Origin of the sequence: Peptoclostridium sp., assembly GCF_009881055.1 — a bacterium.
GTDB lineage: Bacteria > Bacillota > Clostridia > Peptostreptococcales > Peptostreptococcaceae > Peptoclostridium_A.
In genome coordinates this window covers 1-12910 of record NZ_WXFG01000031.1, presented here as the reverse complement: position 1 = coordinate 12910, position 12910 = coordinate 1, and the positions used below count along the sequence as shown (strand labels likewise).

Annotated in this window: 19 protein-coding genes; all 19 read left to right on the top strand. The window is 44.1% G+C overall.

Going from position 1 to position 12910, the window contains the following annotated elements:
- Positions 1-127: 127 nt before the first annotated feature.
- The 19 genes from GT589_RS08805 to GT589_RS08715 all read left to right on the top strand — a co-directional run bounded on the left by GT589_RS08805 (position 128) and on the right by GT589_RS08715 (position 12803).
- The gene (locus tag GT589_RS08805) at positions 128-340 is read left to right on the top strand and encodes a hypothetical protein (RefSeq protein WP_293398310.1); all 213 of its coding nucleotides are present in this window, start codon (positions 128-130) and stop codon (positions 338-340) included.
- Between the two features lie 12 nt (positions 341-352).
- The gene (locus GT589_RS08800; RefSeq protein ID WP_293398309.1) at positions 353-877 is read left to right on the top strand and encodes a hypothetical protein; all 525 of its coding nucleotides are present in this window, start codon (positions 353-355) and stop codon (positions 875-877) included.
- A 730-nt stretch (positions 878-1607) separates the two neighbouring features.
- Entirely contained in the window at positions 1608-2087 is a 480-nt protein-coding gene (locus GT589_RS08795; RefSeq protein ID WP_293398308.1) for a hypothetical protein, read from the top strand.
- Positions 2088-2147: 60 nt separating this feature from the next.
- Entirely contained in the window at positions 2148-3050 is a 903-nt protein-coding gene (locus GT589_RS08790; RefSeq protein ID WP_293398307.1) for a terminase small subunit, read from the top strand.
- On the top strand, positions 3040-4320 hold the full coding sequence (locus GT589_RS08785) for a PBSX family phage terminase large subunit (RefSeq protein ID WP_293398306.1): 1281 nt from the start codon (positions 3040-3042) through the stop codon (positions 4318-4320). Before GT589_RS08790 ends, GT589_RS08785 begins: the two co-directional genes overlap by 11 nt.
- Positions 4320-5720, top strand: a complete 1401-nt coding sequence (locus GT589_RS08780) for a phage portal protein (RefSeq protein WP_293398305.1) — start codon at positions 4320-4322, stop codon at positions 5718-5720. Before GT589_RS08785 ends, GT589_RS08780 begins: the two co-directional genes overlap by 1 nt.
- Positions 5720-7237: a hypothetical protein gene (locus GT589_RS08775; RefSeq protein WP_293398304.1), complete on the top strand. Its 1518-nt coding sequence runs from the start codon at positions 5720-5722 to the stop codon at positions 7235-7237. The genes GT589_RS08780 and GT589_RS08775 overlap by 1 nt, the downstream gene beginning before the upstream one ends.
- Positions 7227-7496 (top strand): hypothetical protein, encoded by a 270-nt coding sequence (locus tag GT589_RS08770; RefSeq protein ID WP_293398303.1) that lies wholly within the window; start codon positions 7227-7229, stop codon positions 7494-7496. Before GT589_RS08775 ends, GT589_RS08770 begins: the two co-directional genes overlap by 11 nt.
- An 11-nt stretch (positions 7497-7507) precedes the next feature.
- A complete protein-coding gene (locus GT589_RS08765) occupies positions 7508-7888 on the top strand; it encodes a hypothetical protein (RefSeq protein WP_293398302.1) in 381 nt (126 codons plus the stop codon).
- A gap of 128 nt (positions 7889-8016) precedes the next feature.
- A complete protein-coding gene (locus tag GT589_RS08760; RefSeq protein ID WP_293398301.1) occupies positions 8017-8610 on the top strand; it encodes a phage scaffolding protein in 594 nt (197 codons plus the stop codon).
- A gap of 15 nt (positions 8611-8625) precedes the next feature.
- Positions 8626-9003, top strand: a complete 378-nt coding sequence (locus tag GT589_RS08755; protein WP_293398300.1) for a hypothetical protein — start codon at positions 8626-8628, stop codon at positions 9001-9003.
- A 15-nt stretch (positions 9004-9018) separates the two neighbouring features.
- Positions 9019-10053 carry a major capsid protein gene (locus tag GT589_RS08750; RefSeq protein ID WP_293398299.1) on the top strand — a complete coding sequence of 345 codons (1035 nt, stop codon included), beginning with the start codon at positions 9019-9021 and terminating at the stop codon, positions 10051-10053.
- A 12-nt stretch (positions 10054-10065) separates the two neighbouring features.
- Positions 10066-10230, top strand: a complete 165-nt coding sequence (locus GT589_RS08745) for a hypothetical protein (RefSeq protein WP_293398298.1) — start codon at positions 10066-10068, stop codon at positions 10228-10230.
- A complete protein-coding gene (locus tag GT589_RS08740; protein WP_293398297.1) occupies positions 10218-10610 on the top strand; it encodes a hypothetical protein in 393 nt (130 codons plus the stop codon). The genes GT589_RS08745 and GT589_RS08740 overlap by 13 nt, the downstream gene beginning before the upstream one ends.
- On the top strand, positions 10607-10969 hold the full coding sequence (locus GT589_RS08735; protein ID WP_293398296.1) for a hypothetical protein: 363 nt from the start codon (positions 10607-10609) through the stop codon (positions 10967-10969). Before GT589_RS08740 ends, GT589_RS08735 begins: the two co-directional genes overlap by 4 nt.
- A complete protein-coding gene (locus GT589_RS08730; RefSeq protein WP_293398295.1) occupies positions 10970-11422 on the top strand; it encodes a hypothetical protein in 453 nt (150 codons plus the stop codon).
- An 8-nt stretch (positions 11423-11430) separates the two neighbouring features.
- The gene (locus GT589_RS08725; RefSeq protein ID WP_293398294.1) at positions 11431-11772 is read left to right on the top strand and encodes a hypothetical protein; all 342 of its coding nucleotides are present in this window, start codon (positions 11431-11433) and stop codon (positions 11770-11772) included.
- A 12-nt stretch (positions 11773-11784) separates the two neighbouring features.
- Positions 11785-12348: a hypothetical protein gene (locus GT589_RS08720; RefSeq protein ID WP_293398293.1), complete on the top strand. Its 564-nt coding sequence runs from the start codon at positions 11785-11787 to the stop codon at positions 12346-12348.
- 29 nt (positions 12349-12377) lie between these two features.
- Complete coding sequence (locus tag GT589_RS08715; RefSeq protein WP_293398292.1) at positions 12378-12803, top strand: esterase; 426 nt, start codon at positions 12378-12380, stop codon at positions 12801-12803.
- Positions 12804-12910: the final 107 nt, after the last annotated feature.

The following is a 12910-nucleotide window of genomic DNA, read 5'->3' as shown; positions in this document are numbered from 1 at the left end:
TTCAACTTGTTTCATTCCTTGCTCTATAACCATTTTGACAACATTTTCCTTAAATTCTTTTGTATACGATTTTTTAGTACTCATTTGCAACACGCTCCTTACATATATTTTATCCCACTCAGGATGCGTGTCCACTTTTTATGCTAACATCAAAGTGAGCGACGAGGTGAAATCACTGTGCCTAAGGAGCATTATCCAAGCTCTTGCAGGCAACAGCCAAGAATCAAATGAACTTGCTGAAAAGGCTGAGAAACGACACAGACACGACAAGCACTTATGCCTAGACATTATGGATTTGATACCAGAAGACGTAGCACGGAAGCTCAAGCAGATAGCATAGGAGGGAGATTGTTTGGTAACAGGGGATGTTTTCAGAAAAACAGAAGGGATGCTTTACAGGCACTATAGGTTTATAAAGAAAAAAGAAAAAATAATGAATGAAATAGCTGCAATAGAAAAAAGAATTGAGGGGATTAAGCAGGACATCAAATGCGTAGAGACGGATGTCGATGGAATAGGTGGAATAGATTACAGCAGGGAAAGAGTCCAAACAAGCGGAGACTTGACTGGCATACCTGAAAGGCAGACGATATTACTCATGGATGAAGTGGGTAGACTCAAGAGAGAGCTTGAAACTGAGCTCAGAAAGAAACTTAAGAGACAGGCCAAGATAAGAGAGCTGGATGAGAAGATAGAACATGTTGCTTACGCTATCAGGAAATTCGATGAAATAAACAAGCAGTACATAGAGTATAGGTATGGCGAAGAGTGCAATTTTGAGCACATATCTAGAATGCTCCCGATTAGCTCTCCGACTGCGAGGAGACGAAGAGAAGAAATAGTCCAAGCTGTAGCTAGATTGTTAGATGTTTCATAAATCGTGACGGATTTATGACGGAACATTGACGGATTTATATAGCAAAAATGTGATATTCTAGTATTATGGAAGTTTGCTCGAGAGGGCAATGACCAAATACAAGACGGATTCTAAATCCAAACAGAAAATCCCATCAGACAGGGGCCCGAAAGGGCCTTTTGTTGTTGGTAGATCGTGCCCGAGTGATCCTAGAGAGCTTGGGCCTTTATTATGCCCGTTCCATTAGTTTGGGGCAGGGTGAAAACCTGAAAAGGACACCTGGGAGGAAAGGGGCAATAAGTGTGATAGATAAGGTTTTCGGTAATCCTCGGCCTGGAGATCCGGGCGACTATCGCAGTCCAGAGACAGAAAAACCGACGATTGGTGATAAGGGAAAAAGAATATCGCATTAGAAAAAGTACTGGGGTGGGAGTGCAAGCGATATCAAAGGCGGTGCAATATGAATGCAGATAAATACATCGAGACGAAGAAAAAACAAATAGACGGAAAAGTTAAGGCTGCAGAGAACCACAAATGCAGAAATTGTGAGTGGATGTCGCATTATTATCTCAAGAGCAACTATGACACAGTGTTTAAATGCATGTTTCCACGATGCGTGAAATAAATCCTCCTGACTTGGGCGGGCTTAGTCCCGCTGTCCCCTTTTGCAAATAGCATAACTCGACGAACAAAAATCATGAAATCTCCTTTCGTGTGAAGTATAATGGGAATTGGAAAGGAGGGAGAATGCATGAGTGGTGATGAGGCTACTTTTTGGGATATAATATCAGCGACAGGCGAGTGGGCCGGTGCGTTATTCAGCGCTATAGCGATTTATTTTGCAGTTAAAAGAGACAAACCTTCTATACGCTTCTCGGTATTATTCATAGGTGGAGATATAAGGGTAGACGTGATCAATGACAGCTACATACCTGTTAATATTGTTAAACTTAAAATAAGAGACCCTAAACATAAAAAAGATTTCTTAAATAATACAGATAGCAATAAATTATTAGGACCTGGAGAAAAAGCAACTATAGCTGAATTGAAAGAAACAGTTTTAAGTGTTAAAGGTTTTAAAAATAGACAGGAAATTCTTGAAATGATTTCCGTATATGACCAGTTTGGGAAAGAATATTTTATTAAAAATACAATCAAGGCAAAGTTAAAGCGTTTTTTCGGTATTAATTTGTTCGGAAAAACAAACAAAAAAAATAGACAAGCAGCATAAGAGCCTCCGGGCTCTTTTTTCATGCAGAAAACGTAGTACTGCGAGGTGGTGGTGATGTAGTTGGCAAGGCAGAGAAGTCCAGACAGAGAGAAGGCTTTTGAGATGTATCAAGAGCATAATGGAAATATAGATTTAATACGAATAGCAGAGATGCTGAAGCTGTCTCCCGGGACAGTGCGAGGCTGGAAAAACAAAGATAAATGGGACAGCAAAATAAACGGAACGCTCCAAAAGAATACGGAACGTTCCAAAGGAAAAGCTGCAGCCCAAAAGAAAACGCTGCGAGATAAGATAACTGAAAGTGATATAAATGGTGCTGACTTAACCGAAAATCAGCGCCTTTTTTGTTTGTATTACCTGAAGAGCTTTAATGCGACAATGGCAGCCATAAAAGCAGGCTATTCGAAAGCGAGCGCTCACGTTCAAGGATGCGTTTTATTAAAGAATCCTAAGATTGCAGATGAAATCACAAGACTTAAAAATGTGATGAAGGAAGAATTGCGTATCGACGCAATGGATGTGCTGAAAAAGTATATAGCAATAGCCTTCGCAGACATAAGCGACTATATTACATTCGGCCAAAGAGAAGTGCAGGCCATGGGAGCTTTCGGCCCCATCGTGGATGATGATGGCAATCCGGTCATGAAGACGGTCAACTATGTAGATTTCAACGAAAGCGCTGCAGTCGACGGCACGATAATCAAAGAGGTCAAGCAGGGTAAAGACGGCGTTTCAATCAAGTTCGAGGACAGGATGAAGGCGCTTGAGAAGCTGGAGCTGTACTTCGATATTCTCCCTGATAAATTCAAGCGGAAAGTCGAGGAAGAAAAGCTTAGCATGGCCAAGGAGCGACTGGAGCTCGATAAACTCAAGCTCAAAGAGGATGCAGACGAAATTGAAGATGATGGCTTCATAGACGCACTGAGGGCAGAAACGCCGGAGGTGTGGAACGATGAAGCTTAGGAAGGCAGTGTTCAAGTTCAAGCCGTTCAGCAGGAAGCAAAAGAAGATACTGACTTGGTGGATGGGCGAATCGCCTGCAAGCCATATGGACGGCATCATAGCCGACGGCGCCATACGTTCCGGCAAGACTCTTTCAATGTCGCTTTCATTCGTCATGTGGGCAATGGAGGAATTCGAGCAGCAAAATTTCGGGATGTGCGGAAAGACGATAGGATCATTCAGAAGGAATGTGCTTTTCTGGCTCAAGCTCATGCTAAGATCCAGAGGATACAAAGTCCAGGACAAGCGTGCAGATAACCTCGTGATTATAAGTAAGGGTGGCAAAAGCAATTTCTTCTATATTTTTGGCGGTAAGGATGAAAGGTCGCAGGACTTAATCCAAGGAATAACATTGGCTGGCTGCTTCTTTGACGAGGTAGTACTAATGCCTGAAAGTTTCGTTAACCAGGCTACAGGCCGTTGTTCTGTGGAAGGGTCGAAGTGGTTTTTCAACTGTAACCCCGAAGGGCCTTATCACTGGTTTAAGCTTAATTGGATAGACAGGGCGCATGAGAAGAACATACTCTACCTGCATTTCACGATGGACGACAACCTTTCGCTCTCAGAAAAAATCAAAGAGAGATACCGAAGGATGTATTCGGGGGTGTTTTTCCAGCGGTATATACTAGGCCTTTGGGTTGTTGCTGAGGGCATCATATATGACATGTTCTCGAAGGAGAAGCACGTTGTACCGACGGTTGACAGGACATACACGCAATATTATGTAGCAATAGACTACGGAACGCAAAACCCTACAACATTCGGGCTGTGGGGCCTTTGCAATGGAATATGGTACAAGGTGAAAGAATACTATTACTCAGGCAGGGATGAAGGCAAGCAAAAGACAGACAGCGAGTTTGCCGATGATCTCCAGTCTTTTATTGGGGAACTGCCGGTCAAGGCTGTCATAATAGATCCTTCGGCAGCTTCGTTCATAGCGGAGCTTAGGAAGCGCAGCATCAAGGTCCAAAAAGCCAGGAACGATGTTTTAGACGGCATCAGGTTCATGGCTACACTTCTCACAAGAGAACTTATAAAATTCAATGACTGTTGCCAGGAGACATTCAAGGAGTTCAGCTCCTATATATGGGATTCAAAGGCATCCGAAAGAGGAGAGGACAAGCCGGTCAAAGAAAACGACCACGCTCTCGACTCAGACAGGTATTTTTGCTACACAGTAGTCAGAATACCAAGGGCAACGAGAAACTACTCAGGAAAGGGGGCGAGATAGTGCTAGAAATAATAAGACAGGAGCTCGAAGGGCTCTATGGTGATGAAGTCCTGCGAGATATGAGCGAGATAATTTCGCTGTATGAATTCTATGAAGGCAAAGGGCAGGACTGGACTATCCCATCAGACCTCGATTATAAGCCAACGAAAAAGAAAACGAACTGGACTAAGAAGCTTATCAAGGAAGAAGCTCGCTTCCTCTTTGGGAAAACTCCTGAATTCAAGATAGTATCAGAAAACGAGGAAGGTGCACAGGTAGTGCAGGAGTATGTAAATAAGGTTCTCAAGGACGGATTGTTTTCAGATAAGCTTGTTAAAGGTGCAAGAGACTGCTTTGTGGGAAAAAGAGTTGCACTGAAGCTCTCGGGAGGAGCAGGACAGCCAATAAGAGTTCATTTCAAGCCTAGCCTTGAGTTTGTGTTCGAGCCTCAGGATGAGGATGTCGATGAGCTTCAGTCTATAGTGTTCTTCTATCAGATGAATCAGACAGAGGACAAGAGCAAGCAGCGCATCTGGAAACAGCGATATCACATGGACAATGGAAGATGCAGACTTAATGAAGGGGTGTATGACGGATACGGCAGGCTTGTCGAGGAAAGGTTTACGGACTTCGATACTGGTCTATCATTCATACCTGCTTATGTCATAATCAACGACGGCCTCACAGGAGATCTAAAAGGCGAGTCGGACGTTGCAGAGCTGATGGACAACCAGCAGGCGTTCAACAGGCTTTCGAGCGATGACGTGGACGCCCTTAGGTTCAATATGTTCCCTCAGACTGTAGCAACAAATGCTTCAGAGGACAGCCTCAAGTATATCAAGATAGCTCCGGGAGCGCTCATAGACCTGCAAAAGTCAGTTGAAGCAGACGGCAACGCCGATATGAAAAAGCTTGAAAGTCAGTTCAGCTATGGAGATAAGCTGGAAAAGACACTGTCCAGAGCAGTCACAGAAATGCATGAGGTGCTTAATGTGCCGAGGCTTAACCTTGACGAGCTCAAGGGTGTAATGACCTCAGGCAAATCCATGAAGGCACTGTATTGGCAACTTGTGACGAGGTGTGAGGAGAAGTACACTTCTTGGAGGCCGGCGCTTGAGTGGATGGTGTGGGCAATCATCGAAATGACGAAAGCCTACAATCTCGAAAGCCTGCCGGAGTTGCCGGACATGGCTATCCAAGTAGAGAACATATATCCATTGCTTGAGGATGAGCAGGACGAAAAGCTTCTCGACATGCAATCAATCAATACGCAGGCTATGAGCAGAAAAACATACCTGAAGAAATGGAATCCAGCCATGGACGATGCGCAAGCGGATGAAGAACTCAAGCAGATAGCGCTTGAGAAGAACCTTCTGGAAGATTCGTACATGAAAGGACTTGACGAGGGAGCTGGTGAGTAATGGCCAGCAACAGATACAAGGAACTTATGAAACGGGCCCAGAGCGAAAAAATAAGGCTTACAAGGGCGATTCATAATGAGATAAAGGAAATCTTCAAGGATGTTTCGAAATCTCTTGAGAGGAAAGCTGTGGGAGCTAAAAGGGTAAATCTAACTGAACGCTTCATGCTCGACTACAAGAAAGCTATAGATGCAGAACTGAAGGAAGTCAGAAAAGAGCTCTACTCGAAAAATAAGAAGGCAATAGAGGATGCAGCAAACGCTGCAGTACAGTTGCAGTTATCATTCCTCGAAGAGATAGACACAAAGTATAGCCTCGGACTAGGCGAAACATTCAGAGATGCTTTCTCAAGAGTGCCGCAGGAAGCCATGAATGAAATACTCTCGGGAAAGATGTACAAGGACAGAGCGGGGCTATCCGAAAGGATTTGGGCAGACACAAAGGGAATGGAAAAGGATATAGACTATATAATCGCCAAGGGTATAGCTGAGAAGAAATCGGCTTACGATTTAGCCAAAGACCTTGAGGCGTATCTGGACCCAGAAGCCAAGAAGGATTGGGAATGGTCAAATGTCTATCCTAACGCGAGAAAGCAGATAGACTACAATGCCCAGAGGATGGCTAGGACGAGCGTCAACCATGCGTTTTTCAACGCCAACATGAAAAGCTATGCTAAGAACCCGTTTGTCGAGGGTGTAGAGTGGATGCTGTCCAACTCTCACTACGAGAGGCAGGTCAAACCGTTTGGTCCCGACGTTTGTGACGAATACGCAAAGCATGACGAAGGCTTAGGCACGGGAGTATTTCCGGTGGACAAGGTGCCGCTACCGCACCCGATGTGCCTTTGCACTCAAGCGGCATACATACCCAAGGACTTTGACGAGATAGGCGAAGAGCTGGGCAAATGGGTAAGAGGCGAAAGCAATCCGACACTGGATGCATGGTATGGAGAATTTGGCAGAGAATTCGCAGGCGGTGAAAAGCAGGACGGCGATATTTACAAGTTCAGAAAGAAAGAATCCTATGCGGATTGGTTCGACAAGCGCAACGACAGTTACAAGAAAGCTTTTCTAGGAACTCACAAATACTACTTGCATAAAGCAGGTGTATTCAAAGACGGTTATTTTGATATGCCATGGGCTGAATTGAACACTGAAAAGAACAGAATTATTGTGGCAAGAGAAAAGACTCTAGCTCAAGGACCTAAATGGAAGAGTGAAATTAAACTAGAAGAACATGTAGCCAAAAGGAAAAAGAAGGAACATATTCCGCAAGAATGGACATCGAAGGATTATAATAGCAAAATACAGGGTATCATTAATAACAAGGAATCTGATGTATACAGATATCTTGATAAGTACGTTGTTTTTAGTGATGGTGATTGGATAGTAATGATGTCACAAGAAGGAACTATGGAGACGGCATTCTCGCCAGATGATTTTAAAAGTTATGTAGCAAAAGAGAAAGGCTACGAACTATTGGGCAAGATTGAGGAGTTGTATAAACATGGACAATAGAAAAACAATCAACTCATACAAATACGGAATTGAAGATTTTGAAGAAGTAAGTCCTTTTGAATTGGTTGATACTCTTATGGTTAGGGATAGGATAGAAAAAACGAAATCTGAGTTTACCGAAAAAGAATGGAAAGAAATTGAAGCTGTTGACGATGAACTTAAATCAAAAGGAAAATTGGCCCATGATCATCTGATGAAAATTGAATATAAAACTCACAAAGAACCAAAAGAAAATTGGTGGTGGCATGTGGGAGAGTAAGGAGTGATAGCGTGGATTTAGACATTAAGCATCAAGTGCTATTTGCGATATATTCTGAATACCAAAACGACATACCAGATATGCAAAAGGTCAACTTCAGGAACTTGGAGATAGATAGCCTTGCATTCAAGGTGGCGCTCTTGAAGCTTCAAAACGAAGGGCTTATCGATGGCCTTGTGACATGTCCTCCCGGAACTAGGCTTGCAGAAAAGGTTAAGGCGCTGTTGATGGAAGGTGTAATGCCAACAAGAGAAGGCATTGAGTATGTCGAAAGAAAGCTTGAGGTGGCAAGGGACCTTTCAGGCCGTGAGAAACTTAAATTAGTATCTGAAAAGCTTGGGAAACTCGGCTATGAGATTCTGAAAGAGTTTGTAGCAGCACAATTCAAATAACGATTAGGCACTTTCGAATGAGAAGGTGTCTTTTTTATCGCCTTTTTAAAGGCCAGGCGTAAAAGAAGCGGACTCTATCGTGGTCACTAGCACGTTAAAAAGTGAAAATAGACTATTGGAGGTACAACATGAACTGGCTTAAAGAATTACTTGAGAAATTAGGGCTTGCTGACAAATACGAAGACATAAAGGCAGGGGTTGAAACCAACTACAAAGGCTATGTGCCAAAAGAACGCTTCGATGAAATCAACGACCAGAAAAAAGAGTACAAGAAAATGCTAGACGAGAGAACAACCCAGCTGGAAGAACTCAAAGGCAAAGCCCAGGGGAATGAGGAACTGCTAAACAAAATCAAGGGACTTGAGGAGACAAATGCTAAGACTGCAGCGGACTATGAAAAGAAAATAGCCGACCAGTCTTTTTCTTTTGCGCTAGAAAGTGCTTTGAAGGATGGAAAAGTCAAGAACACTAAAGCTGTAAAAGCGCTGCTTGATCTTGAAGGCATCAAGCTTGATGGGGATAAGCTGACAGGCCTTGACGAGCAGATATCCAAGCTCAAGGAATCTGACTCATACCTGTTTGAAGCTGAAAGGTCCGGTGGAACAGGAGGGGCAGGTAACTTCGGAAGGAAAGACCAGGGAGCTGGAAAAGAAAGCTTGGGCGAAAGACTTGCAAAGCAAAACCAGCAATCACAGGCTACAGAGAACCCATATTTCAAATAACAAGGAGGAAATCAAATGAGTAAATTTGTTGTAAACAGCTATAGCTCTAACAAAGAAATATTGAAATTTACAGATTTCATAGGTGTCAATGTAATGGTTTCGGATAGCGGAGTCGTTGCCAACTCAGACGGAAAGAAAATAGTTCCGGCAGGAACTGTGGTAGGGGGTTCTACCAAAGCGGTTCTTGAAAATCCAACGGAGCCGGTTGTATCAAAGAACACTGCATTGCTGGGAGCTGCTGCAGAGGGAGTGCTACTCTATGATGTTGATGTGACTTACGGAGCCAAGGAAGGTTCGATGGTTATTCACGGTTTTGTAGATTTAAACAAGCTGCCAGAAGCACCTGTGGCAGAAGCTACAGCGGTTCTTACACTAATAAAATTCATGAAATAGAAAGGGGAATAGAAAATGAATATATTTGATATCGTAACAGCAAAAGAGATAGCAAGTTACTACACTGCGCTAGGACAAGGGCAGCCTCCATATCTTGGACAGACTCTTTTCCCTAATTCGAAACAGCTGGGACTAGACTTGTCGTGGATAAAGGGCTCGAAAGGCCTTCCGGCAGTATTAAAACCCGCAGCATTTGATACCAAAGCAGCACTCAGAGACAGAGTAGGTTTTAGCAAGGTTGAAACTGAAATGCCTTTCTTCAAGGAAGGTATGCTAGTGAAGGAAAAGGATAGGCAGGAACTCAACAAGGTAATGAACTCTGGAAATCAAAGTTATATCGACATGATAGTTAACAAGATATTTGACGACAAAATGACTCTTGTGGAAGGAGCTAAGGCGCAAGCAGAAAGAATGAGGATGCAGCTGCTTTCTACAGGAATGATTGCTATATCGGCCAACGGAGTAGCACTCAACTACGATTACAAAATGCCTGCAGAGCATAAAGGAAATGCGGCTACTGTATGGAGCAATCTTACGGAGTCCAATCCAATAGCAGACATATTGGGCTGGATGGACAAAGTTGAAGGAGATACTGGTGTCAGACCGGTTAGGGCCACATGCACCAGAAAGACATGGTCATATCTGCTTGGCAACAAAGCTATAAAGATGGATATGAACGCAACTAGCGGTGACAAGATAATACTTACTGATTCCATGCTGGAGCAATACCTGATGGCGAAAATAGGCCTCAAGGTAGCAATAAACTCGAAGAAGTTCATAGATGAAACGGGAGCCCAAAAGAATTACTTCCCGGACGATACATTCACGCTGTTCCCTGAAGGAAATCTGGGCAAAACTTGGTTCGGAACTACACCTGAGGAATCGGATCTTATGTCAGGTACCGATGCTATAGTATCAATCGTAGAAACTGGAATAGCTCTTACTACGATAAAGCATACTGACCCTGTGAATGTCGAAACTAAGGCTACTATGATAACACTGCCATCTTTCGAGAGGATAGACGAGGTATTCATAGCGGACGTGGCATAGGAGGACGCATAAGTGAAATATACTGACGGTGAAAATACAATAGAAGTATCCAAGGGGGCTTATAGAGAAATCTATGAGCCTCTTGGCTTTTATGCAGTGGAGACAGAGATAGAAGAAAAGAAAGCAGCTACAAAGAAAACAACAAAAAAGGCAGTTGATGCTGAGTGCGAATCTTAACGGATGAACAAAAGACGAAGGCGATAGAATATATTAAATTTAAACTGCTGGAGGATAAATGGCCGTTCTTTTCAGATGCGCAAATTGAAATGCTCCTTGAAAATAATCTCAATGCCCAAGACTTGGCGGTGTATGAGGGCCTAACAGCAAAAAGCAGAGTGGACAGCATAGAACTTCCCGGGGGGCTGAAAAAGCCCTCCAATAGGGAGTATTGGCTAACAATGGCTAATGAGATGAAAAGAAAGATTGCAGCCGCCATAGAGGCTGGCGCGTATGAAGATATACTGGATGAAATGAAAAGTGCTGGCATGTTAGGTGAATTCAAAACGTCAGGAAGCGGTGGAGGCTTCTACTCAATGGCGAGGGTGGATCATATATGAACGTAGAGCAGATATCAGCGCAGGAAATCAAAGGCATAATCAAAGAGGTTGGCGGGCTTGTGAGTGTATACCGTGCTGGAGAAAACGAGTTTGGTGAATCTTCAGGAGAGCAGCTTGTGGGAATAATTACAGGGTATTTCTATAAGCATGACAAGCATGCGGGCATCAAGATAGACATTGCCGGTGGGGTGGCAAAGCCATCAGGTGAAGCCGAGTACAGGCTGCTTACGTGGGTCGATGAAAACACGTCTCAGATTCAGCCGGGAGATTATTTCGAGTATAACGGCATTCGATACAAGATTACTGACCTTGGCAAGTTTGAAAATGCGTATTTCAACATGTCATTGGAGGTGGCGTAGGTGGGATTGAAACTCGATACGTCGGGCCTGCTCAAAGGACTTGGAGAGGCCGATATGAAAATGAAGGCTGCTGTAGGCGTGTATTGCGATGTTGCAGGCAAGAAGCTTGAGAAGTGGGCCAAGAATCCGCCTTACCCCGAAAAACCGAAAGCTCAATATACGGACAAGCAGCTCATTCTTTTTAAGGTATTGGCCAAGCAAGGGAAAATTAAAAGACAGCCAATACAAGGTGGTCCATACAAGTGGAAAGACCGCTCAGGAAGAGCGAGGCAGACAATTCAAGGCGGCATGGAATGGCAGGGCGCAAAGTGCAGGACATTCGTAAGTGGTAACGTGGATTACTTCGAGTACCTTGAGTTTGCTCACGAGAAGAAATACGCGGTTCTATGGCCCGCCATCCAAGCCAATAGCAAGAAGATGCTTGAAGGCATGCACAAGATACTTGAAAAGTAGGTGGCAACATGTGGAAGGCAATATATTTGCATCTCAAGTCAAAGGGGCTGGCGGTGTATTCGCCGGGCCAGCACTCAGGGCCTTGCACTAGCTCTTATGTGGTCCTTCGGGATGCTGGCGTCAATGCCTTTGCAGGCACAAATCAAGTGGGCTATGCGCTCATGGACGTGATAGTATACCATCCAGTTGGGCAATACTCAACACTGGGCGACTATGTGCAAAGCATCCGCAGCGCGATGAAGAAGATACCAGAGGCAAGATTCACAGGCTACGAAACACCTGTGCTGATGGAAGAAGAAAAGCAGGGTTATACTACGAGCCTGCAATATCAAATCATGAAAAGAATATAGGAGGTAATGCCAATGGCTGCAATAAATTTGACAGGAAAGGCCCTTGTCAACGTGGTCAGGGTGGAAGTCGTAACTGAGGAAACCACTCCAAAGACTTACAGGCTAGGAACGTCTGACAAGGCGAATGCAAAACCGAAGGTTTCGCAGGGCAAGGAAGAAATACTAAGGGTGAAGAACCAGATACTTGCGCTAGACAAGACGGAGGATATTGTTGTTGGGTATGATGTGGACTTCGAAAACGCCCTAATGGCGCCGGAGTTGTTTGCGCTTATAGACGGCGGAACGCTTACTTACGACCCTGTAGAGACTACAAAGGTAACTAAGTATGACGCACCGACTCAAGGAGTTGCTGTAAGCAGAACTCCTTTCACGCTAAACATATTCACAGAAGAAAAAGAGACAGACGGAAGCATACTGGGCTATGCCAAGTTTGCATTTGCGCACTGCAAGGGCAAGCCGGTTGATTATCAGTTCGAGGACGGCAAGTTCACAGCTTCAAAGCTTGAAATGGAGTCAAGGGCGAAAAAGAACGAGAAACCGGTAACAATAGAATTCCTAGATGAATTGCCAGCATAATCAAAATTAGACTATTGGGAGGATTTCGCATGAAAGTAACTAGCTTAAGCGAATTAAAAAAGAAAGCACAAGGGCAAATAGAGGAGCTTCCCGGATGGGACAATGAGCCCTTCACAGTGAGACTAAAAAGGCCTTCGCTCCTTGGCCTTGCCTCAAAAGGCAAGATACCCAACTCGATGCTGGGGAGCGCTCAGAAGGTATTTAGCAGAGGCGTCAGCAGTGATGTGGACATCAAGGAAGTATACAGCATAGCAAGAATCATAGCAGAGGAATCCCTCGCAGAGCCTACCGTGGAGCAAATAGAGGAAGCGGGCTTGGAGCTGACGGATGAGCAGCTAATGGCCATTATAAGCTATACACAGGCAGGTTCAAAAGGACTTGAGAGGTTTCGTCCAAAGCAAGCAGATAGTGAGGGTACTGAATCAAAGCAAAGCGTACAGGGAAAAGCCGAGTAGGATTCTTCGAATAGAGGATGAATACACGGCTTTTTGCTTTGATGAGGCGTGTTTCTACATTCAGCAAATGCTTGAGGAACGAGATAAAGAAGGAAATTTCGTAAACA